The sequence below is a fragment of the Phytobacter sp. RSE-02 genome (assembly GCF_040578655.1).
Classification (GTDB): Bacteria; Pseudomonadota; Gammaproteobacteria; order Enterobacterales; family Enterobacteriaceae; genus Phytobacter; species Phytobacter diazotrophicus.
Genome location: NZ_JBEULY010000009.1, coordinates 49,331 through 74,831 on the forward strand (window position 1 = coordinate 49,331; position 25,501 = coordinate 74,831).

At 55.4% G+C, this 25,501-nt stretch carries 24 protein-coding genes; 10 read left to right on the plus strand and 14 right to left on the minus strand.

Annotated features, from left to right (window positions below; translation table 11 throughout):
- The first annotated feature begins 49 nt into the window (after positions 1-49).
- On the plus strand, positions 50-460 hold the full coding sequence (locus tag ABU190_RS18315) for a CidA/LrgA family protein (RefSeq protein WP_039077888.1): 411 nt from the start codon (positions 50-52) through the stop codon (positions 458-460).
- Complete coding sequence (locus tag ABU190_RS18320; RefSeq protein ID WP_039077887.1) at positions 453-1,142, plus strand: LrgB family protein; 690 nt, start codon at positions 453-455, stop codon at positions 1,140-1,142. The genes ABU190_RS18315 and ABU190_RS18320 overlap by 8 nt, the downstream gene beginning before the upstream one ends.
- On the opposite strand, the gene ABU190_RS18325 is transcribed toward ABU190_RS18320, so the two are convergent.
- Positions 1,139-2,437, minus strand: a complete 1,299-nt coding sequence (locus tag ABU190_RS18325) for a Gfo/Idh/MocA family oxidoreductase (RefSeq protein WP_354692080.1) — start codon at positions 2,435-2,437, stop codon at positions 1,139-1,141. The two genes, ABU190_RS18320 and ABU190_RS18325, sit on opposite strands and share 4 nt — an antisense overlap.
- A gap of 47 nt (positions 2,438-2,484) precedes the next feature.
- On the opposite strand from ABU190_RS18325, the gene ABU190_RS18330 reads away from it, so the two are divergent.
- Both ABU190_RS18330 and ABU190_RS18335 read left to right on the plus strand, forming a co-directional pair.
- Positions 2,485-4,050, plus strand: a complete 1,566-nt coding sequence (locus ABU190_RS18330) for a hypothetical protein (protein WP_354692081.1) — start codon at positions 2,485-2,487, stop codon at positions 4,048-4,050.
- A 72-nt stretch (positions 4,051-4,122) separates the two neighbouring features.
- The gene (locus ABU190_RS18335; protein ID WP_354692082.1) at positions 4,123-4,272 is read left to right on the plus strand and encodes a hypothetical protein; all 150 of its coding nucleotides are present in this window, start codon (positions 4,123-4,125) and stop codon (positions 4,270-4,272) included.
- On the opposite strand, the gene actP is transcribed toward ABU190_RS18335, so the two are convergent.
- From actP to acs, 3 genes are all read right to left on the minus strand, one after another.
- Complete coding sequence (actP, locus tag ABU190_RS18340) at positions 4,269-5,918, minus strand: cation/acetate symporter ActP (RefSeq protein WP_039077884.1); 1,650 nt, start codon at positions 5,916-5,918, stop codon at positions 4,269-4,271. The genes ABU190_RS18335 and actP overlap by 4 nt on opposite strands.
- The gene (locus tag ABU190_RS18345) at positions 5,915-6,229 is read right to left on the minus strand and encodes a DUF485 domain-containing protein (RefSeq protein ID WP_039077883.1); all 315 of its coding nucleotides are present in this window, start codon (positions 6,227-6,229) and stop codon (positions 5,915-5,917) included. The genes actP and ABU190_RS18345 overlap by 4 nt, the downstream gene beginning before the upstream one ends.
- A gap of 132 nt (positions 6,230-6,361) precedes the next feature.
- Complete coding sequence (gene acs, locus ABU190_RS18350) at positions 6,362-8,320, minus strand: acetate--CoA ligase (RefSeq protein ID WP_354692083.1); 1,959 nt, start codon at positions 8,318-8,320, stop codon at positions 6,362-6,364.
- A 413-nt stretch (positions 8,321-8,733) separates the two neighbouring features.
- Between acs and gltP the strand changes: the two genes are divergently transcribed.
- Positions 8,734-10,047 (plus strand): glutamate/aspartate:proton symporter GltP, encoded by a 1,314-nt coding sequence (gene gltP / locus ABU190_RS18355; protein WP_354692084.1) that lies wholly within the window; start codon positions 8,734-8,736, stop codon positions 10,045-10,047.
- A gap of 41 nt (positions 10,048-10,088) precedes the next feature.
- On the opposite strand, the gene ABU190_RS18360 is transcribed toward gltP, so the two are convergent.
- Positions 10,089-10,859, minus strand: a complete 771-nt coding sequence (locus ABU190_RS18360) for a DeoR/GlpR family DNA-binding transcription regulator (RefSeq protein ID WP_354692085.1) — start codon at positions 10,857-10,859, stop codon at positions 10,089-10,091.
- 105 nt (positions 10,860-10,964) lie between these two features.
- On the opposite strand from ABU190_RS18360, the gene ABU190_RS18365 reads away from it, so the two are divergent.
- The 3 genes from ABU190_RS18365 to ABU190_RS18375 all read left to right on the plus strand — a co-directional run bounded on the left by ABU190_RS18365 (position 10,965) and on the right by ABU190_RS18375 (position 12,484).
- Entirely contained in the window at positions 10,965-11,351 is a 387-nt protein-coding gene (locus ABU190_RS18365) for a VOC family protein (RefSeq protein ID WP_354692086.1), read from the plus strand.
- A gap of 159 nt (positions 11,352-11,510) precedes the next feature.
- Complete coding sequence (locus ABU190_RS18370; RefSeq protein ID WP_354692087.1) at positions 11,511-11,987, plus strand: hypothetical protein; 477 nt, start codon at positions 11,511-11,513, stop codon at positions 11,985-11,987.
- Positions 11,987-12,484 (plus strand): hypothetical protein, encoded by a 498-nt coding sequence (locus tag ABU190_RS18375; protein WP_354692088.1) that lies wholly within the window; start codon positions 11,987-11,989, stop codon positions 12,482-12,484. Before ABU190_RS18370 ends, ABU190_RS18375 begins: the two co-directional genes overlap by 1 nt.
- A gap of 77 nt (positions 12,485-12,561) precedes the next feature.
- Here ABU190_RS18375 and fdhF read toward each other — a convergent pair whose 3' ends face one another.
- A complete protein-coding gene (gene fdhF / locus ABU190_RS18380) occupies positions 12,562-14,709 on the minus strand; it encodes a formate dehydrogenase subunit alpha (RefSeq protein ID WP_296433586.1) in 2,148 nt (715 codons plus the stop codon).
- Positions 14,710-14,978: 269 nt separating this feature from the next.
- Between fdhF and ABU190_RS18385 the strand changes: the two genes are divergently transcribed.
- Positions 14,979-15,710, plus strand: a complete 732-nt coding sequence (locus ABU190_RS18385) for a response regulator transcription factor (RefSeq protein WP_354692089.1) — start codon at positions 14,979-14,981, stop codon at positions 15,708-15,710.
- Between the two features lie 5 nt (positions 15,711-15,715).
- Here ABU190_RS18385 and ABU190_RS18390 read toward each other — a convergent pair whose 3' ends face one another.
- From ABU190_RS18390 to ABU190_RS18415, 6 genes are all read right to left on the minus strand, one after another.
- Positions 15,716-16,723, minus strand: coding sequence for a carbohydrate kinase family protein (locus ABU190_RS18390; protein WP_354692151.1), 1,008 nt, complete (start codon positions 16,721-16,723; stop codon positions 15,716-15,718).
- The gene (locus tag ABU190_RS18395; protein ID WP_039077872.1) at positions 16,720-17,580 is read right to left on the minus strand and encodes a ketose 1,6-bisphosphate aldolase; all 861 of its coding nucleotides are present in this window, start codon (positions 17,578-17,580) and stop codon (positions 16,720-16,722) included. The genes ABU190_RS18390 and ABU190_RS18395 overlap by 4 nt, the downstream gene beginning before the upstream one ends.
- A 10-nt stretch (positions 17,581-17,590) precedes the next feature.
- Positions 17,591-18,277, minus strand: a complete 687-nt coding sequence (locus ABU190_RS18400; RefSeq protein WP_354692090.1) for a D-lyxose/D-mannose family sugar isomerase — start codon at positions 18,275-18,277, stop codon at positions 17,591-17,593.
- 155 nt (positions 18,278-18,432) lie between these two features.
- Complete coding sequence (locus tag ABU190_RS18405; RefSeq protein WP_354692091.1) at positions 18,433-19,374, minus strand: ABC transporter substrate-binding protein; 942 nt, start codon at positions 19,372-19,374, stop codon at positions 18,433-18,435.
- A 39-nt stretch (positions 19,375-19,413) separates the two neighbouring features.
- On the minus strand, positions 19,414-20,424 hold the full coding sequence (locus ABU190_RS18410; protein WP_039077869.1) for a ribose ABC transporter permease: 1,011 nt from the start codon (positions 20,422-20,424) through the stop codon (positions 19,414-19,416).
- The gene (locus ABU190_RS18415; RefSeq protein ID WP_193794917.1) at positions 20,417-21,940 is read right to left on the minus strand and encodes a sugar ABC transporter ATP-binding protein; all 1,524 of its coding nucleotides are present in this window, start codon (positions 21,938-21,940) and stop codon (positions 20,417-20,419) included. Before ABU190_RS18415 ends, ABU190_RS18410 begins: the two co-directional genes overlap by 8 nt.
- Positions 21,941-22,162: 222 nt before the next feature.
- On the opposite strand from ABU190_RS18415, the gene ABU190_RS18420 reads away from it, so the two are divergent.
- Positions 22,163-24,727, plus strand: a complete 2,565-nt coding sequence (locus ABU190_RS18420; RefSeq protein ID WP_354692092.1) for an ATP-binding protein — start codon at positions 22,163-22,165, stop codon at positions 24,725-24,727.
- Positions 24,728-24,757: 30 nt separating this feature from the next.
- On the opposite strand, the gene ABU190_RS18425 is transcribed toward ABU190_RS18420, so the two are convergent.
- Positions 24,758-25,087 carry a phosphotyrosine protein phosphatase gene (locus ABU190_RS18425; protein WP_039077866.1) on the minus strand — a complete coding sequence of 110 codons (330 nt, stop codon included), beginning with the start codon at positions 25,085-25,087 and terminating at the stop codon, positions 24,758-24,760.
- Positions 25,065-25,310: a hypothetical protein gene (locus ABU190_RS18430; protein ID WP_071194333.1), complete on the minus strand. Its 246-nt coding sequence runs from the start codon at positions 25,308-25,310 to the stop codon at positions 25,065-25,067. The genes ABU190_RS18425 and ABU190_RS18430 overlap by 23 nt, the downstream gene beginning before the upstream one ends.
- Between the last annotated feature and the right edge of the window lie 191 nt (positions 25,311-25,501).

The window sequence follows — 25,501 nt, forward strand, 5'->3', positions numbered from 1 at the left end:
AGCGGCTCCCTATACTGTGCTCTCTGTCTCATTTCCGCGAGAATTATCTATGGATATGGCGTTAGGTCGTATTACGCCTGCCATTGTGCGTCGACTGCAGGTGCCGGTTCAGGTTGTTATCTATGCCGGGCTGTTTATCGTGGCGCAATATCTGGTGCAGTGGCTGCATCTTCCCCTTCCCGCTAACCTGGTTGGCATGATCCTGATGCTGGCGCTGATTGTCTGTCGCGTGGTTCCCCTTAGCTGGGTGAGGGCCGGTGCGCGCTGGCTACTGGCCGAAATGTTACTGTTCTTTGTGCCTGCCGTCGTCGCCGTGGTGAATTACACTCAGCTTTTGATGGTGGAAGGCTGGCGTATTTTTGCCGTGATTGCCCTGAGTACCCTGATGGTGCTGGGGGCCACAGCCTGGGTGGTTGATAAGGTTTATCGCTTCGAAATCAGCAGGCTGAATCATGAATGATTTTGCCCTGAGCGTGCTCTGCCTGGTCATGACGCTGGTTATCTATTTTCTCAATAAGCGCCTGTACCGCCGGTTCCATAAACTCCCGTTAATGCCGTTAGTCTTCACCCCGATATTACTGGTACTGATCCTGGTGTTCGGGCATATCTCCTGGCAGCGTTATATCGGTGAATCTCACTGGCTGCTTTGGCTGTTAGGCCCGGCGACTATCGCCTTTGCCGTACCGGTGTATGACAACCTTGCGGTGATTCGTCGCCACTGGATGTCGCTTTCCGCAGGCGTTATCACCGCAACGGTGGTCGCCGTAACCAGTTCGGTCTGGCTGGCGCGTCTCTTTACCCTGCCGGATGACATTCAGCGCAGCCTGGCGGTGCGTTCGGTGACGACGCCGTTTGCGCTGGCGGCGGCAGGGCCATTGGGCGGACAGCCGGATCTGGTCGCTTTGTTTGTGGTGATTACCGGGGTATTCGGCATGGCGGTGGGGGATGTGCTCTTTTTGCGCCTCTCCATTCGCGAAGGAATGGCAAAAGGCGCGGGGTTTGGTGCGGCGTCTCACGGCGCGGGAACCGCCCGCTCCTACGAGCTGGGCCAGCAGGAAGGCGTCGTCGCCAGCCTGGTGATGATGCTCTCCGGCGTGGTGACGGTATTGGCCGCGCCGCTGGTGGCGCGGCTACTGTTTTAGCCCTCTTTTTTCAAACGCGATACCAGTTCGAACTCACGGAAATTGACCGGGCGCTGCTGTTGCATGGAAATATTGCCCGCGATGCCCGTCAGGATCGACATTGCCCCGGCGCGGTGATCGGCGGCACGTCTGAGCGGATCGTTACCCGGCGTGCCGAACAGATCGGCAAGCATCGCGTTATCACCGCCGCCGTGGCCGCCTTCGCCGAGGGTAAAACTGGCCTCCCGGGGGGCGGCAAACATCGGGAAGACAGTAATATTGCAGGACTCCAGACTTCCCTCGTTTGCGCGCTCGCCCCCGGCGTTCACATACGATTTTTCGACGATTTTCATCTCCAGTCGGCCTTCGCTGCCGTTAAACACCACATTCAGCCCTTCCCATGGCAAATACGTATTCAGCGAATAGCTGAGCTGGCACTGGTTCTGGTATTTCACCAGCACCGAAAGGGTATCTTCGATGGTGATGCCATCACTGAATACGCTCTGATCGCGCCAGTAGTGATCTTCATGCTCCGCGTCCAGATAGAGCGCCTTAAGCTGCGGATTGTCCGCCATGTGCAGCGCAAACGGGTCTTCTTTGGCCATCGCATAGCCGTGGGCGCGTGGATAGAACCCGGCCACGCCCCGTTTTTCCGCGTTCTCTTTGCCGTAAAAACGCAGGCTGCCTTCGGCGTAGACGCGCTCCGGGTAGCTATCGAGCCAGAAGTTCATTAAGTCGAAGTGGTGGGTGGATTTGTGGACCAGCAAACCGCCGCTGTTGCGTTTTTCCCGGTGCCAGCGGCGAAAATAATCGGCGCCGTGCTCGGTGTTGAGCAGCCATTCGAAGTGGACGGAGTAAACCTCGCCAATGGTGCCGTTCATCAGCAGTTCGCGCACTTTGCTGTGGTGCGGCGCATAGCGGTAATTAAACGCCACGCGAACGGTGTGCCCGGTCTCTTCAATGGCATCGAGAATACGGAGCGCCCGTTTTTCATCAATGGTCATCGGCTTTTCAGTGATCACATCGCAGCCCGCTTTCAGCGCCCGTACGATATAGTCGTCATGGGTGCGGTCCATGGTGGTGACGATAATAATGTCCGGACGCGTCTCGCGGATCATCGCCTCGAATTGCGCGGCTTTCCAGGTGGATACCGGAGCAGCGCCTTCGTTTTTTAATAATGTATTGGCGTAATTCATTCGCGTTTGGTTGGTATCGCAAAACGCCACCAGTTGCGCATTGTCTTTCCACTGACCGCCGATCGCAGAAATATATAATCCGGCGCGCCCACCTGTGCCGACCAGGGCATATTTTTTCATACTATCCTCAATTATTATCTGTGAGAGTAAATGACCTGGATGAAGTCATGAAACGTATTGCCCATCAATTAATGGAACTCAACAGCACCTTTATCTGGCACTGGCCATGGTTGATGCAAGGTGTTGAAAGCGCTAAGCAACACGGCTTTACAGGCATCATTCTTCATCAGCAGGAGTTATTTTCACTGCTGGCAACGCCCTCGCCATTGAGTCAGAAATTGAATGTGGAAAATCTCATTCATCAACAGCACTACGCGTTGCACTATTTAAAACGGGTGAACCAGTATCTGGCGGCGAATAATTTGTCTTTTTGGTTGCAGGGGGAGGCCGCGCCCGCTGACGATATTATTAAGCGTAAATTCCCGGAGCTTGCTTTCGACGATAAAAGCACGCCGGATTTCTGGAACCACTTTTATTCCACAACGCTGGCGCCGTTATTAAACGAATTACCCCATCTGAGCGGTATCATCCTTAGTCTGACGACCCCGTCTTTTCAGACGGTAGAGTGGCAAAAAAGTCTGCGTCAGGTCTGGCGGCAATTGCGCGGCGCCGGAAAAAAACTGATCCTGCGCGACTTTATTGATGACTCCTGGCCGCGCCAGCAGTTGTCGGGCGTACTGGCAACGCTGCCTCATGACGTTCGCGCCTCGATCAAAGCCACGGAACTCGATTACCACCCCGGTTTTGCCAATCACCCGCATATCGTCACCCTGCCGGATCATAAAAAATGGATCGAATACGATCTCTTTGGCATCGGTTACGGCTGGACAGCGCTGCCGTGCTGGCTTGCCGATGAAATCAGCGGACGGCTGAGCTGGGCCATCGGCGCGACGGACAACAGCGTAGAAGCCATTACCTGCCGGGTAAGCTGGCAGTGGCTACCGGACAGCCGCGTCATGGATTCGGTCAATGCCATCAATCTGCTGGGCCTGGCGGCGGCCAATCAGACGCAGGGCCACGTTTTTGACGACTGGGTCGAACTGCATGGGCTGCGCTTTCGTCAGCCGCAGGATAAAACCCGTCTTGCCGCGTTATTCCATTCCAGCTACGACTGGCTGTGTAAAACCCCTAATCTGCTGGGGCGACGCCTGCATTACCAAAGCCAGATCCCGGAAAGCCTGGCGCAGGCGCAACAATTGCTGCATATGGACACGCGCAGCGCCAACTGGCTGCAGGCATATCAGCCGCTGATGCCACCGGACGATCGTGACCTGGGCGGCGAACAGCGCCAGCTTATTGCGCTGGAAAAGCAAAATGCCTGTTTCCTGGCGGCCAATGCCGTACAAACCCTGCGTGAGCTGTTGCCGCGAATCACCTGCCCGGATGATTCGATGGAAACGTTAATGGCCGCCTGGCGCAATGCGGATATCTATAGCCAGATGTTCAGCCGGGTCACAGAGGTCGTTACCGATGTGCTGTGGCGCGATCATTATGGCGACGACGCCCTGCCTGCCAGAGCGCTCGAAAAGCATCAGCAATCTCTGCTGCGCTACGCCGATACGCTTGCCGCCTGGGTGAACAACCCGCCACCCGGTAGCCCGCTCTTTCTGCCGTTGCTACTGAGCCCCCAGCGTCTGGCGGCCTTTGCCGATACTCTGGAGGCGTCGCTGTGAAATAAGCATAAAGGGGCGCCGTCGGGCTGTCGTGTACCCGTCGACGACCTGCGTGTCGGGAAGGAGCAGGAGATGCAAAAGCGTGATGTTGCTTGCAAAGCAGGGGAAATGTTTGTGACAGGGATCGGCTTTTGGGCGGCAAAGAAGGTGATGTCTGTCACCTGTGGCGGGAAAAACTGTGATATTGCCCCGGTCATGGCTGACCGGGGCAGAGGGGCTTAGTGCGCGCGGCCCTGTGCGATGCCGACACCCGTTTGTGAACGGATGAACTGCGCACGGAACTGCTCACGCTCGCGAATACCTTCTTGCGTGTTGTCGGTAATCGAGAAAATCCAGATACCGATAAAGGCTACGGCGATAGAGAACAGCGCCGGGTATTCATATGGGAAAATCGCCTGCGCGTGGCCGAGGATTTGTACCCAAATGGTCGGGCCGAGGACCATCAGAATCACCGCCGTCAGCAGGCCCAGCCAGCCGCCAATCATTGCGCCACGGGTGGTCAGCTTTGACCAGTACATGGAGAGCAGAATGATGGGGAAGTTGCAGCTCGCCGCGATGGAGAACGCCAGTCCCACCATAAAGGCAATATTCTGCTTCTCAAACAGAATACCCAGCAGGATGGCGACCACACCGAGCACCAGTACGGTGATTTTCGAGACTTTCAGCTCCTGACGTTCGGTGGCGTCTTTACGAATGACGTTAGCGTACAGGTCATGAGAGACCGCCGAGGCGCCCGCAAGCGTCAGCCCGGCAACCACCGCCAGGATGGTGGCGAAAGCCACAGCGGAGATAAAGCCGAGGAACAGGTTGCCACCGACCGCATCCGCCAGATGCACCGCCGCCATGTTATTGCCGCCAATCAGCGCGCCCGCCGCATCTTTAAAGGCCGGGTTCGCCCCAACCAGCATGATGGCGCCGAAGCCAATGATAAAGGTCAGAATGTAGAAATAACCCATAAAACCCGTGGCGTAGAACACGCTCTTACGGGCTTCACGCGCATCTGACACCGTGAAGAAACGCATCAGAATATGCGGCAAACCTGCCGTACCAAACATCAGCCCCAGGCCCAGCGACAGTGCGGAGATCGGATCTTTAACCAGACCGCCCGGACGCATAATGGCTTCCCCTTTCGGGTGAACCGCCATCGCTTCGCTAAACAGGCTATTGAAGCTAAAGCCGACATGCTTCATCACCATAAAGGCCATAAAGCTTGCGCCGAATAGCAGCAACACGGCTTTGATGATCTGTACCCAGGTGGTGGCGAGCATACCGCCGAAGAGAACATAGAGCACCATCAGCACGCCGACCAGCACGACCGCAACGTGGTAGTTGAGGCCGAACAGTAACTGAATAAGCTTACCTGCCCCGACCATCTGGGCTATCAGATAGAGCGCTACCACCACCAGCGAACCGCAGGCGGAGAGGGTGCGAATCGGCCCCTGTTTGAGGCGATACGAGGCGACGTCGGCAAAGGTGTAACGCCCCAGATTACGCAGACGTTCGGCAATCAGGAACAGAATAATTGGCCAGCCGACGAGGAAGCCCAGCGAGTAAATCAGCCCGTCGTAGCCGGAGGTGTAAACCAGCGCGGAAATGCCGAGGAACGACGCGGCTGACATAAAGTCACCAGCAATCGCCAGGCCATTCTGGAAGCCCGTAATATTACCGCCTGCCGTGTAGTAATCGTTACGTGAACGCACGCGTTTTGACGCCCAGTAAGTGATATAGAGCGTCAGCGCCACGAAGATCAGGAACATGATGATCGCCTGCCAGTTGGTTGGCTGGCGTTGGACCGCGCCGGTAATGGCATCGGCGGCGTTGGCCGTAAAAGGCAGTGTGGCGGCGAGCGCCGTCAGAACACGCTTCATGATGCTTTTACCTCTTGCAGAACGGTTTTTGTCAGACGATCAAACTCGCCATTTGCCCGCCAGACGTACACGCCGGTCAGCAAAAACGAAATCACAATCACACCAATGCCAATCGGAATACCCCGCGTGACGCTGCTGCCCGCAGAGATCGGCGTACCGAGCCAGCCTGGCGCAAAGGCGATCAGCAGAATAAAACCGACATAGATAATCAGCATGATGATGGAAAGAATGAAGGCAAACCGTTGCCGCTTTTCGACGAGCTCCCTGTAATGCGCATTGTTTTCTATCCGTTGATAAATGGTGTCATTCATCACAGAACTCTCCAGAGGTAAGGTAGGGTTTGTTGTTATTCCCTCTCCCTTGAGGGAGAGGGTTAGGGTGAGGGGGTGGTTTGCGATGCCCTCACCCCGACCCTCTCCCACGGGGAGAGGGGGAATGCGAGGTTACGATGGCATGGTGATGGCCTGCTTCTCTTCGAGCAGTTTCTCCACGACACCCGGATCCGCGAGGGTCGAGGTATCGCCGAAATTGCTGGTATCCCCGGCGGCAATTTTGCGCAGAATACGGCGCATGATTTTGCCGGAACGGGTTTTGGGCAGAGAGTCGGTCCAGTGCAGGACATCCGGCGTTGCCAGCGGGCCAATCTCTTTACGTACCCAGTTGCGCACCTCGGTATAGAGCGCGGGGGTCGGCTCTTCACCGTGGTTCAGGGTGACGTAAGCGTAGATGGCCTGGCCTTTAATATTGTGTGGAATGCCCACCACCGCGGCTTCGGCGATTTTCGGATGAGAGACCAGCGCCGATTCAATCTCCGCGGTCCCCAGACGGTGGCCGGAAACGTTCAGCACGTCGTCCACGCGGCCGGTTATCCAGTAATAACCATCTTCATCGCGGCGCGCGCCATCGCCACTAAAGTACATGTTCTTGAAGGTTGAGAAGTAGGTCTGCTCAAAACGCTCGTGGTCGCCAAACAGGGTACGCGCCTGGCCCGGCCAGGAGTCGGTAATCACCAGGTTGCCCTCGGTGGCCCCTTCCTGCGGATGACCTTCGTTATCCACCAGCGCAGGCTGCACGCCAAAGAACGGACGGGTCGCGGAACCCGCTTTGAGCTGTATTGCACCCGGTAACGGGGTGATCATAAAGCCCCCGGTTTCGGTCTGCCACCAGGTGTCCATGACCGGGCATTTTTCGTTGCCGATTTTCTTCCAGTACCACTCCCAGGCTTCCGGGTTGATGGGCTCGCCGACGGAACCGAGAATGCGCAGCGAAGAGCGGTCCGTACCGTCAATTGCTTTGTCACCTTCCGCCATCAGTGCGCGGATAGCCGTAGGCGCGGTATAGAGAATATTGACCTTGTGTTTGTCCACAACCTGGCTCATACGCGCTGGCGTCGGCCAGTTCGGCACCCCTTCGAACATCAGGGTAATCGCGCCGCAGGCCAGCGGTCCGTACAGCAGGTAGCTGTGGCCGGTGACCCAGCCGACATCGGCTGTGCACCAGTAGACGTCGCCGTCGTGATAATCGAAGACATACTTAAAGGTGGTGGCTGCATAAACCAGATAGCCGCCGGTGGTGTGCAGTACGCCTTTAGGCTTGCCTGTAGAACCGGAGGTATAGAGGATAAACAGCGGGTCTTCGGCATTGACTTCAACCGGCTGGTGTTGCGGGCTGGCATTGGCGGTGAGCGCATCCCACCACAGGTCGCGGCCTTCGTGCCAGTCGATGTTGCCGCCGGTACGTTTAAGTACCACGACATGCTCAACGGTTTTTACATTCGGATTTTTCAGCGCATCATCGACGTTCTTTTTCAACGGGATATTACGCCCGGCACGTACGCCTTCATCGGCGGTGATCACCAGCCGGGAGCTGGAATCCACAATGCGTCCGGCAACGGCTTCCGGCGAGAAGCCACCGAAAATGACCGAGTGGACGGCACCGATACGCGCACAGGCCAGCATCGCGACTGCGGCTTCCGGAACCATGGGCATATAGATAGCCACCACGTCGCCTTTTTTAATGCCCAGATCTGTCAGTACATTGGCAAAACGGCAGACATCTGTATGCAACTGGCGATAGGTAATATGTTTACTTTGGCTGGCGTCGTCGCCTTCCCAAATGATGGCGGTTTGGTCGCCACGTTCGACAAGATGGCGGTCAAGGCAGTTGGCCGCAAGGTTCAGCGTGCCATCTTCGTACCATTTAATGGAGACATTACCCGGGGCGAAGGAGGTGTTTTTCACTTTCTGATAGGGTTTAATCCAGTCAAGGATTTTGCCTTGTTCGCCCCAGAAGGTATCAGGGTCGGTAATGGATTGCTGATATTTAGCCTCGTACTGCTCCGGATTGATCAGGCAACGTTCCGCAATATTTGCGGGAATATCGTGTTTATGGATTTGGCTCATGGCTTTTGCTCTCCTTGTAGGATGTTAATAATATGTCAAATAAACGTTAATTATAGGGGCTTTGCCTGGTTTGTTTATTATTTGCGCTATAGATCACGCATTGACTGAACAGTATGAAAACTGAACAAATGAATCTTTGAAGGAAAATAATTGCCGGAATTAATTATCTAAAAATGGCTGAAAAAAAGTTTTTTCATAACAAATGGTTATGTATGATAAATGGCATAAAAAAGCGTTTTTATGCATAAATTCAGTCAATCCCCCTTCTTGTAAAGGGTTGCGCCCTACACCCTGCAAATGGTACTGATAATGCGCGTTAAAAAACCCCGCAAGAGCGTGTGACGCTAACCATACCCTTTCCGTATGAGTCGTTCCCCACCGGGAAGGTCGCTTCATTGAGGATGTCTCGAGTTATGAAAAATTTGAAAGTCAGCCTGGCCTGGCAGATTTTGCTGGCCCTGGTGCTGGGTATTCTTCTGGGCAGTTACTTGCATTATCACAGCGACAGCCGCGAATGGCTGATTGCGAATCTTCTGTCTCCGGCAGGCGATATCTTTATTCATTTGATCAAAATGATTGTTGTGCCGATTGTTATCTCCACGCTGGTGGTGGGTATTGCCGGTGTGGGTGATGCGAAACAATTGGGGCGTATTGGCGCCAAGACCATTATTTATTTCGAAGTGATCACCACGGTGGCCATTGTGCTGGGTATTACGCTGGCGAATGTCTTCCAGCCGGGGTCGGGCATTGATATGTCACAACTCGCGGCGGTGGATATTTCGAAATATCAGAGCACCACGGCAGAAGTGCAAAGCCACGCGCATGGCTTGATGAACACGATTTTGTCTCTGGTGCCGACCAACATCGTGTCTTCGATGGCGAAGGGCGAAATGCTGCCGATTATTTTCTTCTCGGTACTGTTTGGCCTGGGGCTCTCTTCACTGCCTGCCACGCACCGCGAACCGCTGGTTACGGTGTTCCGTTCTGTCTCTGAAACCATGTTCAAAGTAACCCATATGGTGATGCGTTACGCGCCGGTCGGCGTATTTGCGCTGATCTCCGTAACGGTCGCGAACTTCGGTTTTGCGTCCCTGTGGCCGCTGGCGAAACTGGTAGTGCTGGTTTACTTTGCGGTGCTGTTCTTTGCGCTGGTGGTGCTGGGACTGGTGGCGCGGATGTGCAAACTCAGTATCTGGACGCTCATCCGCATTTTGAAAGATGAGCTGATCCTGGCCTACTCCACTGCAAGCTCCGAAAGCGTGCTGCCGCGTATCATTGAGAAGATGGAAGCCTATGGCGCGCCAGCGTCCATCACCAGCTTCGTGGTACCGACCGGTTACTCCTTTAACCTCGACGGTTCTACGCTGTACCAGAGTATTGCTGCCATCTTTATTGCACAGCTTTACGGTATCGACCTGTCGCTGGGCCAGGAGATCATTCTGGTGCTGACGCTGATGGTTACCTCTAAAGGTATTGCCGGTGTGCCGGGCGTTTCGTTCGTGGTGTTGCTGGCAACGCTGGGCAGTGTAGGCATTCCGCTGGAAGGTCTGGCCTTTATCGCCGGTGTTGACCGTATCCTTGATATGGCGCGTACTGCCCTGAACGTCGTGGGTAATGCGCTGGCGGTACTGGTTATCGCCAAGTGGGAACATAAGTTTGACCGTAAAAAAGCCGCGGCTTACGAGCGTGAAATGCTCGGCAAGTTCGACAAGACGGCCGATCTGTAATCGTCACGCCGCCTTCCGTCCGGGAGGCGGCGCTTCTTGTTTCAGGCCGTGATAACGGTAATCTGTTGTTCCTTTAATACGGTACGCAGTGCATCGCTGATATTCGCTTCAACGATTATCACGTCAAGCGCCTGAGGCCGTGCCACAACATAGCGCGCCACGCCGGGCAGTTTATCTGCCGTCAGGGCAACAACCGTCTGGTTACTCTGTTTCAGCACCGCTTTTTTAAATTCGCAGTCGGCAAAATCAAACCCCGTCAGCCCAATTTCCGGGTCCATAGCGCAACCGCCAATAAACACCTGATCGAATAACATCTCCTGAATCTGTGCAACGGCACCGCTACCGACGCATCCTCCCGTGGCCTGATGAATCTGTCCGCCCAGAAGGATCACTTCGCTGTGCGAGCGTTTCATAAGTTCGACGGCGATTTCGGGTGAGTTCGTCACCGCTGTGATGCGGATATCCGCAGGCAGGGCTCTGGCGATGGCCAGATTCGTCGTACCGGCATCAATGAAAATACAGGTGTCTGGCTTCACCAGCGCTGCGCATTGCTGCGCGATCTTGTCCTTTTCTGCACTATTTTTTACTTTGCGACTGTGAAAATTCCCGGCCTCCGGCAACTGTAGTACCGCGCCTCCATAGACCTTTTTGCACACGCCTGAATTACTAAGTTCTTGTAAATCCCTGCGAATCGTATGTTCAGACACCTGCATCTGGTTGGCGAGTTCTGCACAGACAACGCGTCCGTTTTCCTGCAAAAGCTGGCGAATACGTGCTTGTCGCTGTTGCGGAAAAGCTGCATAATCGAGCATAAAGCCTCTTTATTGAAATGCCATCGAGCAATAATGAGCATAATCCAGCATTGTTAACCGCCTTGTCAATGCGGCTACCGGGCATAACCACTGTGGAGATAAAAGATGAAAATTGCACACGTCGCGCTCTGGACGCGCAACCTGGATGCGCAGGTCGCTTTCTGGCAGGAAGTGTTCGGCGGGCAGAGCAACGAACGCTATCTCAGTAAAAACCGTCCTGGCTTCGCCTCGCACTTCATTTCCCTGAGCGAGGGGCCGACCATTGAACTGATGGCCTTGCCTGAGCTTGATGATGCGCCGGTTAATCCGGAGTTTGTCGGCTGGGCGCATATCGCGATTACCGTTGGCAATGTCAGTGAGGTGGACGCGATGGCGCAAAAAGCACAGGCTAACGGGTGTTTACTAAGCCCGGCGAGATGGACCGGCGATGGGTTTTATGAAGCGGTGATTGCCGACCCGGACGGCAATCGCATTGAGCTGGTCGCGGCGTAATCTCCCTTATCGGGCCATATAATATATGCACGCTGACTGTCGCCTCCTAAATTGCGGGGCGATTTTTTTATAGCAGATTAAGTAATTGTAGCCATAATACGTCTGTCGCGGATATTAGCACGCGTTTAACGTTACCCTGATGATACGGAGAGTTCAGGAATGTCAGACTTTTATCTACATGAAGGCAATCGCTATATTGTTAAAAATCAAAAGGGATTGAAAATAGCCCTGGCGATCGCGTTTGCTGCGATGGGTGTTTATGCCTATTTCAAACATGAATCATCACTGCGCGGTATTATTGTCGCGCTTGTTTTATTTGCCATTGCCGGCGTGATGCTGGCGACGCTGCGCATCAAGATGGTATTTGATTTAGATAAACGCATTTTTTATATCCAGAACGGCGGCGGCAAAACGACATACAACCAGTCGTTGGATAATTTCACCGGGCTTGAGTTGATTCGCCAGTACCGCTTTTTTGGCCTTATTCGTAACAGTATTGTCAATGTGGTCTTTAACGTTGACGGTAAAACCTCGAAAATGCCGATAAGGCAGTTTGGCCCCGGCCAGAAAGCGCCGCAGGCTATGATGGAAGAGACGGAAGCCTTTCTGGGTATCAGCCCGCGAGGAGATGCCTGATGCCAGCCCCTTTGCTGGTGGAGTTGACCGACCGGCGCCTGGTCTATCGCCCGTGGAAGGTCGGTAGTGCACTGGTATTTGTCGCGGCCGGTATTGCCCTGCTGGTCGGCACGTTTATTTGGACGCAAATGAACGACAGGACACTGCAATCCGTCATCGTGTTTCTGCTTTTCGGTGCCGTTCTGACGGGGTACGGGCTTATCTACACCCTAAAGAATGCGGAAGTGCTTATTTTTGATGTCGCCACCGGGCGAATAACGAAGAAAGCTCCCTTTCTGCCGGAAAAAGATCTCAGCCGCTTTAATGAGATCTACTCCATTTCGCGCGTCGGCGAGATGCGGACATTTCATTATGCCCTGAGCCGTAAGAGTGAGCACGGCGGCGGTAATATTGCCATTTCTGACGATTTTTTAAGTGAAAAACGCGAACCTGAACGCGCTGCGTTTGAAGAGAATATTTTGCCTGTTATTTCAAGGCTGCTTAATTTAAAACCATAATCATTTAATGGTTATGTCATAAGTAACAAAATAAAACGGGGTGCGATAATCACACCCCGTTTTTTTGTAGGCCGCTATTAGCCCAGTGCGCTTTCGCGCAGACGCGATTTCAGTTTGTTGTACTCGTCGATCACATACTGCTCGGCAGCACGCTGGTCGGGAATACGTTCTACATTCACCGCGCAGTACTTGTACTCTGGCGTTTTGGTAATCGGACTCAGATTCTCCGTCACCAGCTCGTTACAGGCACCAATCCACCACTGGTAGGTCATGTACACCGCGCCTTTATTCGGGCGTTCACTGACCTGCGCACGGGTGATAATCCGGCCTTTACGCGAGTTCACCCACACCAGCGCTTCATCTTCAATACCGAGGCGTGCGGCATCGGCGGTGTTGATTTGCGCGTAGCCGGGTTCATCTGCCAGCGCCGACAGCGCCGCACAGTTGCCGGTCATCGAACGACAAGAGTAGTGGCCCACTTCACGCACGGTAGAGAGCACCATCGGGAACTCGTCGTTGAGTTTGTCGATTGGCGCGACCCAGTCGCAGGTGAAGAACTTCGCCAGCCCGGTATCGGTGTCGAACTTCTCTTTGAAGAGATACGACGTCCCCTGATCGGCATCCGATGTATCGCGACACGGCCACTGAATGTAGCCCAGCTCACCCATTTTCTCATAGGTGGCACCGTAGAAATCCGGGCAGAGATGACGCAATTCGTCCCAGATTTCCTGCGTGTTGTTGTAATGCATCGGGTAGCCCATACGGGTGGCAATCTCACTGATAATCTGCCAGTCCGTTTTCAGATCCCACTTCGGTTCTACCGCTTTAAAGAAGCGCTGGAAGCCACGGTCAGCCGCTGTGTACACACCTTCGTGCTCACCCCAGGAGGTGGATGGCAATATGACGTCCGCCGCCGACGCGGTTTTGGTCATAAAGATATCCTGCACAATGACCAGTTCCAGATCCTCAAACGCTTTACGCACGGCGGAGAGTTCTGCATCGGTCTGCAGCGGATCTTCCCCCATGATGTACGCGGCGCGCACTTCACCATGCGCCGCGCGGTGCGGCAGTTCGCTGATGCGATAGCCGGTATGCGCGGGCAGCTCGGCCACGCCCCAGGCTTTCGCAAATTTATCGCGGTGAGCCTGTTCTTTGACGAACTGGTAGCCTGGGAAGGTATCCGGCAGCGCACCCATATCGCAGGCGCCCTGGACGTTGTTCTGCCCACGTACCGGGTTCACCCCCACATGCGGTTTGCCCAGGTTGCCCGTCAGCATGGCGAGACTGGTCAGTGAACGTACCGTCTCTACGCCCTGATAGAACTGGGTTACGCCCATGCCCCACAGGATGCTGGCATTTTTCGCACCGGCATACATGCGGGCGGCTTTACGGATATCCGCAGCGCACACGCCCGTGATCTCTTCCACCGACTCCGGCGTATAGCCTTCGACGATTTTTTTGTACTCTTCAAAACCCTGGGTACGCGAGGCCACGAACGCCTGGTCGTACAGGTTTTCTTCAATAATCACATGCCCGAGTGCGTTTAACAGCGCGATGTTCGAGCCGTTTTTCAACGCAACGTGCATATCAGCAATACGCGCGGTTTCGATTTTGCGCGGATCGCAGACGATGATTTTTGCCCCGTTCTGTTTCGCCCGAATCACGTGGTTAGCGACGATAGGGTGCGAATCCGCCGGGTTATAGCCAAAGATAAACACGAGATCCGTGTTATCGATTTCGTTAATGGCATTACTCATTGCGCCATTGCCGACCGACTGGTGCAGACCTGCAACCGATGGGCCGTGTCAGACGCGTGCGCAGCAGTCCACGTTATTGGTACCAATAACGGCGCGCGCAAATTTTTGCATTATGTAGTTGGTTTCGTTCCCCGTACCGCGGGACGAGCCGGTTGTCTGAATCGCATCCGGGCCATACTTCTCTTTAATGGCGCTCAGGCGAGTGGCAACGTAATCCAGGGCTTCATCCCAGGAGACGGCTTCCAGTTTGCCGCCACGCTGGCGACGGATCATTGGGGTTTTCAGACGAGGCGTAAGGATCTGTGTATCGTTAATAAAATCCCAGCCATAGTAGCCTTTCAGACACAGGGTACCCTGGTTGGTTTTTCCTTGCGCAGCCTCCGCCCGAACGATTTTTCCGTTATCCACCACCAGGTTAATCTTGCAACCTGAGGCGCAATACGGACAAACCGTGACGACTTTTTTCATCGCTATCGCTCCAGTTAAGAAAGATCGCGCTTTGCGCGCTCACTCGACCCATTATGCATCTTCTATGCCATGCTTCTTTTGTGGGTATTGCCTGATTTTACGTCCGAATTTTGGTCAAAATACTGACGAAGGGCAGGCCATCGTCAAATTTGACGTGACGAAGGCGAGGGGATGTGACCGCGATTATAAAAACAGCATTAATTCACCGCCTTTATGGTTCTGCCAAATAAAATAAAGCAACGAGTCACTTTTCCTGACGGATGCGGACAATGAAACCTGCGATTCTGGTAGTGGATGACGATGTGGCGGTCTGCGAACTGCTCAGGGATGTGTTGAGCGAGCACGTCTTTACGGTATACGTGTGTCATAACGGGCTGGATGCGATTGCCGCGACAGCAAGGCATCCTGAGATTGCGCTGGTGTTGCTCGATATGGTTCTGCCGGACATCAACGGCCTGATGGTGCTTACCCAACTGCAGAAACAACGCCCTGATCTGCCGGTGATTATGCTCACGGGGCTGGGCAGTGAATCGGATGTGGTAGTGGGGCTGGAAATGGGGGCTGATGACTATATTGGCAAACCCTTTACCCCACGGGTGCTGGTGGCGCGCGTGAAGGCGGTGATGCGCCGCACGGGCGCGCTGGCGGCGGATGTGCAGACGATGAAAATGGCCGGGTATGCCTTTAATGGCTGGCATCTTGATCCCGCACGCTGCCAGCTTAGCGACCCCCGTCGGCAAACCGTTGATTTAACCCAGGGGGAATATAGCCTGCTGCTGGCACTGGTTCAAAACGCGCGTCGTGTACTCAGCCGTGAGCAACTGCTGGAATTGACCCACAGTGAAAGCATTGAGGTGTTTGACCGCACTATCGATGTATTGATCATGCGCCTGCGCCGCAAAATTGAGATCAACCCGCATCAACCCGCGTTAATCAAAACAATACGCGGGCTGGGCTATGTTTTTGCGGCGGATGTCGTACACAGCGAACAGGCGGCGTAGCGGCGCTATGGCGCGCCGTCGATCTCTTGTTTTAATTCTTCCAGCGATTTCGCCCCGTCGATGGCGTTCGCGCAAAGCAGGCTTGCTCGGGCGCAGGCGTGGGCCAGTTGAATGCTTTGCGCCAGCGGCCAGTGTTCGTGGCAACCGTAGAGCAGCCCGGCGCAAAACGCATCTCCCGCACCGACGCTACCGATGATCTCCTCCTGCGTGAGCATCTGGGTGGCTATCCACTGACCCTCGCGGCCAGGTTCCTCCCCCCATGCCCCCTCCGGGCAGTGGATCACCACGCGCTGGCGTACCCCGGCGGCGAGCAACTGCGAGGCGGCCGTGGCGATGTTGGCAATATGCGGCGAATCGTCAGGCAGGCGCATCTCCAGCCCGCTAAATTCTCCCGCTTCCATCTCGTTGATGACCAGATAATCCAGATGCGGCAGGCAGGGCATCACCAGCGGCTGATAACGCGGATCGCCCTTGCGGGAGACCAGATCGAGCGACGTTTCGTAACCCTGCTCGCGCATCTGTGCCAGCAGGCGGGCGCTGCGGGTACCAAACTCCTCATCCGGCAGGTCAAGGCTGTCGAGCAGCAACAGATAGCCGAGATGGAAGATTTTCATGGTCTGGTCCAGGCTGTCGAATGCCGGGAGATCCAGAAGACGGTTTGCGCCGGGGGAGTGGAAGAAGGTGCGTTGGCCGGTTGGATCGGTCATGACCTGCGACATGGAAGTCGGGGCAGAATTGGTGCGCTGCACATGCTGGCGATTGACATGATACTGGTCGAGCATCGCCATAATGTAATCCCCGTCGCTGTCTTCACCCACCAGCCCCACTGCCTGAAGCGGCATGCCCGTGCGCATTTTGGCCAGCGTCAGCAGGACATTGAGCGGCGCTCCACCGGTAGAACGCTCGCTTTGCGTGATCTCCGCTAGCCAGCCACGCTCCGGCCATTGCACAATCTGGTGTACATGATCGACCAGCATGTTTCCGGCGGCGATAACTCCTTTTCTTTCCATCAGAGTTGCCCCGCGCTGCCAAAGACGCGCATCTGCCCGGCAACGGTGTCGGTGATGGCCTCTTCCACGCTCAGCAAGAGCTGGGCGAATTCGTCGTAGAGAGGCTGGCGGTTGGCCATGCGTGCTTCAATGGTGTCCAGCGCCGCTTGCGACATCCCGGTATAGAAATTGATTTTATGGATGCCAAGCCCGATAGCGCGCCGGAAATCCGCGTCACTGATGCCAGAACCACCGTGGAGCACCAGCGGCAGGCCGGTTTGCTGGCGAATCGCCTCCAGGCGAGCAAAGTCGAGCTTCGGTTCCCCTTTGTATTTACCATGGGCGTTACCAATGGCGACGGCGAGGGTGTCGATACCGGTACGGTCGACAAAATCACGCGCTTTGGCGGGGTCGGTAAACCAGGCTTCATCCGCATGACCATACAATGCGCCACCTTCATCGCCGCCAACGGCCCCGAGTTCAGCTTCCACCGAGACGCCCACCGCATGGCACATCTTCACCACTTCCCGCGTCTGGCGAATATTCTCTTCATATTCCAGCGTAGAGCCATCAAACATCACCGAGGTAAAACCCAGCCTTAAGGCGCGCACCACGGATTCAAAATGCAGGCCGTGATCGAGGTTAAGCACCACCGGAATGTCATGGTGGGCGGCTTCGTATTTTACCGCTTCCACCAGAGATTCGAGGGAGACATATTTGAAGTGCACCTCGGCGATATTGATGATGAAAGGCGAACGCTCCTGTCTCGCCGCAGCATACAGCGCGCGTAAAAAGTGGGAGTCGAGCACGTTGAACGCGCCCAGCGCGTAGTGATGTTCACGGGCGTGCGCCAAACCCTGGGCAAGCGAAATCAAAGCCATCGTATTCTCCTTAGCTCAGAAACAGACCATATTCGTTACACAGCACTAGCTGCGCGGGTTCGTCTTCCAGAATGTCGTTAAAGCGATCTACCGGGTGCAGGAAATGGTTGTCATGTTCGTCATCGTTGACCGACGACACTTCGCCGACCAGCACATCGCCGAAACCGGATTCGCCCCAAAAGCTGTGGTACAGACCGGGCGGCAGGCAAATGCTTTCCCCTGGTGAGAGGCGTAACTGGCTGCCCGCTGAATGTGTCTGGAGACAACCGTCGATAACCACGCTCACGTTGGTATACGTCGTCTCTTCATGCGCGCCGGCGTTCCACAGCTCGATAATCAGATTGCCGCCGCCACGGTTAATAATGTCTTCGCGTTTGCGCCAGTGAAAATGCATGGGTGTGACCTGCCCGTCGCGCACGTGCATGATTTTTTCCGCATAGCATTTGGCGTAAGGGGTGCCATTTGGCGAACCATTGCGCAGGGTGAAAAGGGTGAGTCCCTGGGTGTAAAAATTATCACCGCCGAAAGCGGTGACATCCCAACCCAGCTTTAAGTCGAAGACTTCGCGCCAGCTATCGTGATCAAGTTGATGCCATTTGGTTGGGGGAAAACTGGCGAAGGGCGGCAAGTGGACGTCATGCATGGAAAAGAATTGCCGGGTATGGCCGAGGATTTCATTGATTTCGGAGCGTTTCATGACTATCTCCTGATGGCATTTGAGCGCGTTGTGCCCCTCACCCTAACCCTCTCCCCACAGGGGCGAGGGGATGGTTTGCTCCCTCTCCCCATAGGGGATGGTTTACTCCCTCTCCCCTATGGGGAGAGGGCAGGGGTGAGGGGAAAAAATCGCACTTATTTAACCGTCCAGCCCTTATAGGTACTGACGTTTTTCTTGTCGATCATCGTCACCGGGATCAGCACAGGCTCTTTCGGCGCGGGTTTCCCCTGCAGAATGTCATAGCCGATTTCCACCGCTTTGGCCGCCATTACCTGGGGATCTTGCGCCGGGGTCGCGACAAACAGCGAGTTCTCGCGTTTCAGCGCCTCTTCACCGTCCGGGCTGCCGTCCACGCCAACGATAAAGAACTCGTTACGTTGTGCCTGTTTAGCAGCCAGATCGGCGCCGATCGCCGTTGGATCGTTAATCGCAAACACACCGTCGATCTTCGGATTCGCGGCCAGCAGAGAGGTCATCACTTCCAGACCCCCTTCGCGGCTGCCTTTGGCGTTCTGGTTAGACGACAGCACTTTGATATCCGGGTGGCGCTTGAATTCGGTCTGGCAGCCTTCCACACGGTTCTGTACCGCAGAGACCGGCGGTCCGTTGATGATGACTACATTGCCTTTACCTTTCAAACGGTCGGTAATGTACTTACAGGCCATCTCCCCGGCCTGGGTGTTATCCGAGGTAATGGTGGCATCTGCCCCTTCCGCCGCAACGTCAACGGCGACCACGACGATACCGGCATCTTTCGCGCGTTTGACCGCAGGCCCAATGCCTTTCGAATCCGCGGCGTTGAGGATAATCATGTCCACTTTGGCGGCGATAAAGTTATCGATTTGCGCCACCTGTTGGCCAAGGTCGTAGCCGCTGGAAACCAGCGTTACTTTCACCTTATCGCCCGCCAGTTTACGTGCTTCCAGCTCCGCCCCTTTGGTGATTTGCACGAAGAACGGGTTGGCAAGGTCGCCTACCGTTACCCCGATCGATTTCAGTTCTTTTGCCTGCGCAAATGGCGCTGTGGCAAGCAGTGCGCCAGCACAGAGCGCGGTGACTAACGGCTTCAAACGCATATTCTTTCCTCACGTAGGGTTTTCAGGGAAATCTTGTTGTTATGCACTTTGATGATGTCGGGTACGGTATTTGTCTATCAGCACTGCAATGATGATCACCGCCCCTTTGATCACCAGTTGCCAGAAGTAAGAAACGCCCATCAATGTCATGCCATTGTTCAGGGTGGCGATAATCAGCGCCCCGACCAGCGTACCGGTGATGGTGCCGATGCCGCCGACGAAACTGGTGCCGCCGAGGATGACCGCCGCGATGGCGTCAAGCTCGTAGCCCATACCAAGGTTACCGTTGGCGCTGTACAGACGAGACGCGCTCATCACCCCGCCAAGGCCAGACAGCAGGCCGCTCATGCCGTAGACAAACAGCAGTACCAGCCACACTTTGATACCGGTAAGACGCGCCGCCTGCATGTTGCCGCCGACGGCATAAATGTGCACGCCCAGGGTGGTACGACGCAGGATGAACCAGCAGACCACAATCACCGCCAGCGCAATCACCACCAGCCAGGGGATCGGCCCGAGATAGTTATTGCCAATCCACTCAAACCCGATACTGGAGTTAATAACCGTGGTGCCGTCCGCCAGCAGGTAAGCCGCGCCGCGCAGCGCCGTATAGGTGCCAAGCGTAACGATAAAGGGGGGAAGCCCGGCGAACGCGACCAGTACGCCGTTAAACAACCCCAGCACCAGACCGAGCATCAGCGCGGCGGGTACGGAAAGGAAAGCCAGTTCCGGGATCAGCGACACCACCATCGCCGCCACCGCCGTGGTGCCGAGGATGGACCCGACTGACAGGTCAATGCCGCCGGTCAAAATGATAAAGGTCATCCCTGCCGCCAGCACGATGTTGATCGACGCCTGGCGGGTGATATTCAGCAGGTTGCTTTCTGTAAAAAAGTTTGGTGCGATAAAGCCAAATACTGCGACAATCAGGATCAAGATTGGCAAGATGCCGACTGTTTGCATCAGATCGCCCATCAGCATTTTTTTCGCCGAGGCCGATTTCGCCACCTGTTGTGGCGTGGTGGCAGAGGTCTCTTTCGATTCAGTCATGGTGCACCGCCTGATGATGGGATTCGTTCACGCCGGTCGCCAGCGTCATAATGTTTTCCTGGGTAATACGTTCGCCTTCCAGTTCACCGGCGATACTGCCTTCATGCATCACATATACGCGGTCGCTCATACCGACCACCTCCGGTAACTCGCTGGAAATCATCAGAATAGCCACCCCTTTACGCGCCATCTGGCTCATGATGCGATAGATTTCGCTCTTGGCCCCGACATCGACGCCGCGTGTGGGCTCATCGAGAATCAGGATGCGCGGCCCGATGGCGACCCAGCGGGAGATCAGCAGTTTTTGCTGATTGCCGCCGGAAAGACCACCCGCCCGCACCTGAGAGTGGGGCACGCGGATATTGAGTAACTTGATGGCGTCATCGGAGATGGATTGCGCTTTCTTGCGGTCGAGCAGGCCGTAACTGGCATCGCGCTCAATGGTCGCCATCGTGATGTTTTCCTGCGCGGCCAGCTCCAGAAACAACCCTTGTTCTTTGCGGTTTTCGGTGAGGAAGCCGATGCCTAAATCAATGGCGGCTCGCGGGGAGTGGATAACCACCGGTTCGCCATCGATTTCAATCACCCCGCCGGTAGCTTTACGCACGCCAAAAATCAGTTGTGCGAGCTCTGAACGACCTGCGCCCACCAGTCCGGCAAGGCCGACGATCTCTCCGGCGCGTACCTGCAGGCTGACCGGCTGGATTTTTTTGCCGTCGGTGAGGTGATGAATGTTCAGACGGACATCGCCCCGTGGAATATCGCGTTCTTTATTGAAGAGATCGCTGAGCGGGCGGCCCACCATCATGCGTACCAGTTCTGAGGCGTTGAGTTTGTCGCGGGTCAGGCTGCCCACATACTGACCATCACGCAGGACGCTAACCCGGTCGGAAAGCTCATACACTTCTGCCATGCGGTGGCTGATATAGATGATTGCCATCCCTTCGTCGCGCAGACGCATGATCAGTTCAAACAGGCGGTGTGTTTCACGAGAGGAGAGGGCGGCGGTGGGTTCATCCATCACCAGAATACGGCTGTTACGATGCAGGGCGCGGGCGATTTCGACCTGTTGCTGTTCGGCGATGGTCAGTTTCATCACCAGGTCGCTGGCTTTGAACTGAGCGCCGAGGCGGTCAATCACGCTTTGCGCCTGAGCGACCATGTCCCGGCGCTGAATTAGCCCACCGCGGGAAATCTCACTGCCCAGAAAGATATTTTCGGCGACGGTCAGATTGGGGGCTAACTGCATCTCCTGATAGATCAGTGTGATGCCCGCCGCCAGCGCGTCTTTTGGCCCTTTGATATTAAATGACTGTCCGTCAATTAATATCTCGCCGCTGGTGGCGGTGTATGCCCCCGCGAGGATCTTCATCAGGGTGCTTTTACCCGCGCCGTTTTCCCCCATCAGTGCGTGGATTTCGCCAGGATATACCGTCAGATCCACGCCTTTGAGCGCGTAAAACTTGCCAAACGCTTTGGCAATATTGCGCATCTCCAGAACCGGCGTCTTGCTCATGGCTTACTCCTGCAAGGGTTATCAATACTTGCAGTCCACCACGATGAAATAAATGCAGAATGACATTGGGCGTTCATATTTGTCATATTGCTGAATAGTTAACGAAGATCACAGTTACGCAACATAACTTCCTTCACCCTCACCCCAGCCCGCACCGAACAGTCCCCTCGCCCCTCCGGGGAGAGGGTTAGGGTGAGGGGAACACAGACAACGGAGCCCGCTATGCCCTATCGGCACAACTCGTTTTTCGCCAGCGCGCGCGGGCGGTTACTGTTCTTCAACTTGCTGGTGATGGCCGTGACCCTGATGGTTTGCGGCGTTGCGGTATTGGGATTTCGCCATGCCAGCCAAATCCAGGAGCAGGTGCAGCAGCAGACGCTGGATGACATGACTGGCAGCATGAACCTTGCGCGTGATACGGCAAATGTCGCCACGGCGGCGGTGCGCCTTTCGCAGGTAGTGGGGGCGCTGGAATATAAGAGCGAAGCGGAACGGCTCAAGGCGACCCAAATGGCGCTGCAAAAATCGCTGGAACAACTCGCCCGTGCCCCGCTGGCCCAACTGGAACCGCAACTGGTGGAGCGCATTACCTGGCGCAGCAATGAACTGGAACAGAGTGTGACGCAGATGCTGGAGCGTGGTCAGCGCCGCCATCTTGAACGTAATGCGCTACTCAGTTCGCTGTATCAGAATCAAAGTTATCTGCGCCATTTGCAGGAGATTAACCTGCGCGATGGCATTGCCATTGGCGATCCCCGTTTACTCGGCGAAATGGACAGGCTGCTGGCCGCTGCCATCCGTACCCCCTCGCCACGCCCGACGATCCAGCAACTGACGGAGATCCGCACACAGTTGCCAGAGCGCACCGACAACCCGGTGGTGAATGGCATTTTGCAGGATTTCAACGATGAGCTGGCAAAGCTCGGCCCGCTGGCGGCGCAACTGGATGAGAGCGATCTGGCGATAAGCTGGTTTATGTTTCATATCAAAGCGCTGGTCGCCATTCTCAATACCGATATCAATCAGTACGTTGCCCAGGTGGCGCAGGCTTCTGAGCAACGGACCGCGCAAAGTCACAGTGAAATGCGCTCGATCATTATCTTTATCAGCGCCTTTGCTCTGCTGGCGCTGGTGATTACCGGGTTTGCTGGCTGGTATATCTACCGCAATCTGGGGTCGAATTTAACGGCGATTTCCCGTGCGATGTCCCGTCTGGCGCGCGGTGAGCCGGATGTTCCTGTACCAGCGCTGCAACGACGTGATGAACTGGGCGAACTGGCGCGCGCCTTTAACGTCTTCGCCCGCAATACCGCCTCGCTTGAGCACACCTCTAAGTTGCTCAAAGAGAAAAGCACCCAACTGGAGACCACCTTCCATGCCATGCGTGATGGCTTTGCGCTGTTCGATAGTCAGGGCTGCCTGGTGGTGTGGAACCCGCAGTATCCGTTGCTGCTTGGCCTCTCTGTCGAGGCGCTGCAACGCGGGCAGCACTATCAGAGCCTGCTGCGTCAGGTGAGTGAGCTGCCGGACCATGTGCAGGAGAACCTGGCGCGACCCATGCCAAAACCGCAGGAGCTTCGTCTGGCGGATAACCGCACTATTGAGCTGCGATTTAGCCCGGTGCCGGGGCGCGGAATGGTCAACGTCGTACTGGACAGAACGGAACGTAAGGGGCTGGAAGAGGCGCTGTTGCACAGCCAGAAAATGAAAGCCGTCGGTCAGCTTACCGGTGGGCTGGCACACGATTTCAATAATTTACTGGCGGTCATTATCGGTAGCCTGGAACTGGTGAACCCGCAATCGCCGGATGCCCCGCGTATCTCTCGCGCGCTAAAAGCGGCTGAGCGTGGGGCGATGCTGACCCAGCGTTTGCTGGCCTTCTCGCGTAAGCAATCTCTGCACCCCCATGCAGTAGAGATGCAGCCGCTGCTGGAGAATTTAAGCGAGCTGATGCGTCATTCTCTTCCTGCCACGTTGACGCTGGAGATTGAGGCTCAGCAACCTGCCTGGCCTGCATGGATTGACGTTGGACAACTGGAAAACGCCATTATCAATCTGGTGATGAACGCGCGGGATGCGATGGAAGGGCAGAAAGGGACGATCAAGATCCGTACCTGGAACCAGCGTGTGACGCGCAGCGACGGACGCAGGCAGGATATGGTGGTACTGGAAGTGATCGACAGAGGTTGCGGCATGTCCGAAGAGGTGAAGGCCCGCGTCTTCGAGCCGTTCTTCACCACCAAGCAGACCGGCAGCGGCAGCGGCCTGGGGCTGTCGATGGTATACGGCTTTGTGCGCCAGTCCGGTGGACGGGTGGCTATTGATAGCGCGCCAGGTCAGGGAACCACGGTGCGTTTACAGCTTCCACGCGCATCGGTACAGGTCGTTAGCCCGGTCGAGCAGGCGCTCACACAGGAAGCTGACCGTACTGATAAGTTAATCCTGGTGTTGGAAGATGAAGCGGATGTACGACAGACCCTCTGCGAACAGTTACATGGGTTGGGGTATTTAACGCTGGAGGCGGAGTGCGGTGAACAGGCGCTGGCGCTGCTGGCGGCATCGGAGGACATCGGCATGCTGATCAGCGACCTGATGCTGCCGGGGCAGATGAGTGGCGCGGAAGTGATTAATTTCGCCCGTCAGCACTACCCGCATTTGCCGCTGTTACTGATTAGCGGCCAGGATTTACGCCCGGCGCATAACCCTGCGCTACCGGATGTTGAACTGTTGCGAAAACCCTTTACCCGCGTGCAACTGGCACAGGCGCTGCGACGGATTGCGGCGTAGCGGCCATTGATGCGCCCCTGAACTCTGGGACTATGTGGCGAGGCCAAGTACCGGGGGAACGATCTCTTCGAGCAGCGCGATCAACGCAGGGTCCATGTAGCGGTAGTCATCGGGGATATCGAGAACGTGAAGCGGTTTATTGTCGATGATACGACGATAGTCGGCCATTAAGCGGTTTTTATGTTTCTGCTCCATCACACAGATAACATCTGCCCACTGCAACCCTTCGGCGCAGACCGTTTTTTTGGCATTGCGACTGGTCCCCGCAGAACGGACGTTAAGCCCGGGATAACGGCGGAACACCTGTTCCGCCGTGGGGCTGCGCCACTGATTACGACTACATATGAAAAGGACGTTCATTGGCAAACAGATACTCTTCCAGGCCGCGCCTCGTCCTTTGTTGACGGGTTACGCGTGGATACTCAATCCCCAGTTGTGCGGCCCGCGTTACTTTTTCAGAACGCAGATACAGCATCTTCCAGTTTTTTTCGCCACGAAAACGTAAAAGCGCGGTGTGAACATCTCGGGATTTATTGCGCCGCTTTTGGGCACGGCGCCAGTCCCGGCTACGGGGTGTTTCCATTGTTTTTTCTCTCTTCGATTGATCGGGTTCAGCAGCCGCGATAATACGGAGAGAGCAAACAGCGAAATTCTATTCCATTTCGTTATGGCGTGCGATAGCAATTAATGAACTTGTCATTTTACTCAGATATGTTGCGTCACATAACAGGGAAAAGTATCAGCCGAAATAATTCATATTCTATTAATCAATAT

Bases quoted from the DNA above. Each gene is read 5' to 3' on its own strand.
- ABU190_RS18315 (WP_039077888.1), top strand. From the start codon at position 50: ATGGATATGGCGTTAGGTCGTATTACGCCTGCCATTGTGCGTCGACTG.
- ABU190_RS18320 (WP_039077887.1), top strand. From the start codon at position 453: ATGAATGATTTTGCCCTGAGCGTGCTCTGCCTGGTCATGACGCTGGTT.
- ABU190_RS18325 (WP_354692080.1), bottom strand. From the start codon at position 2,437: ATGAAAAAATATGCCCTGGTCGGCACAGGTGGGCGCGCCGGATTATAT.
- ABU190_RS18330 (WP_354692081.1), top strand. From the start codon at position 2,485: ATGAAACGTATTGCCCATCAATTAATGGAACTCAACAGCACCTTTATC.
- ABU190_RS18335 (WP_354692082.1), top strand. From the start codon at position 4,123: ATGCAAAAGCGTGATGTTGCTTGCAAAGCAGGGGAAATGTTTGTGACA.
- actP (WP_039077884.1), bottom strand. From the start codon at position 5,918: ATGAAGCGTGTTCTGACGGCGCTCGCCGCCACACTGCCTTTTACGGCC.
- ABU190_RS18345 (WP_039077883.1), bottom strand. From the start codon at position 6,229: ATGAATGACACCATTTATCAACGGATAGAAAACAATGCGCATTACAGG.
- acs (WP_354692083.1), bottom strand. From the start codon at position 8,320: ATGAGCCAAATCCATAAACACGATATTCCCGCAAATATTGCGGAACGT.
- gltP (WP_354692084.1), top strand. From the start codon at position 8,734: ATGAAAAATTTGAAAGTCAGCCTGGCCTGGCAGATTTTGCTGGCCCTG.
- ABU190_RS18360 (WP_354692085.1), bottom strand. From the start codon at position 10,859: ATGCTCGATTATGCAGCTTTTCCGCAACAGCGACAAGCACGTATTCGC.
- ABU190_RS18365 (WP_354692086.1), top strand. From the start codon at position 10,965: ATGAAAATTGCACACGTCGCGCTCTGGACGCGCAACCTGGATGCGCAG.
- ABU190_RS18370 (WP_354692087.1), top strand. From the start codon at position 11,511: ATGTCAGACTTTTATCTACATGAAGGCAATCGCTATATTGTTAAAAAT.
- ABU190_RS18375 (WP_354692088.1), top strand. From the start codon at position 11,987: ATGCCAGCCCCTTTGCTGGTGGAGTTGACCGACCGGCGCCTGGTCTAT.
- ABU190_RS18385 (WP_354692089.1), top strand. From the start codon at position 14,979: ATGAAACCTGCGATTCTGGTAGTGGATGACGATGTGGCGGTCTGCGAA.
- ABU190_RS18395 (WP_039077872.1), bottom strand. From the start codon at position 17,580: ATGGCTTTGATTTCGCTTGCCCAGGGTTTGGCGCACGCCCGTGAACAT.
- ABU190_RS18400 (WP_354692090.1), bottom strand. From the start codon at position 18,277: ATGAAACGCTCCGAAATCAATGAAATCCTCGGCCATACCCGGCAATTC.
- ABU190_RS18405 (WP_354692091.1), bottom strand. From the start codon at position 19,374: ATGCGTTTGAAGCCGTTAGTCACCGCGCTCTGTGCTGGCGCACTGCTT.
- ABU190_RS18410 (WP_039077869.1), bottom strand. From the start codon at position 20,424: ATGACTGAATCGAAAGAGACCTCTGCCACCACGCCACAACAGGTGGCG.
- ABU190_RS18415 (WP_193794917.1), bottom strand. From the start codon at position 21,940: ATGAGCAAGACGCCGGTTCTGGAGATGCGCAATATTGCCAAAGCGTTT.
- ABU190_RS18420 (WP_354692092.1), top strand. From the start codon at position 22,163: ATGCCCTATCGGCACAACTCGTTTTTCGCCAGCGCGCGCGGGCGGTTA.
- ABU190_RS18425 (WP_039077866.1), bottom strand. From the start codon at position 25,087: ATGAACGTCCTTTTCATATGTAGTCGTAATCAGTGGCGCAGCCCCACG.
- ABU190_RS18430 (WP_071194333.1), bottom strand. From the start codon at position 25,310: ATGGAAACACCCCGTAGCCGGGACTGGCGCCGTGCCCAAAAGCGGCGC.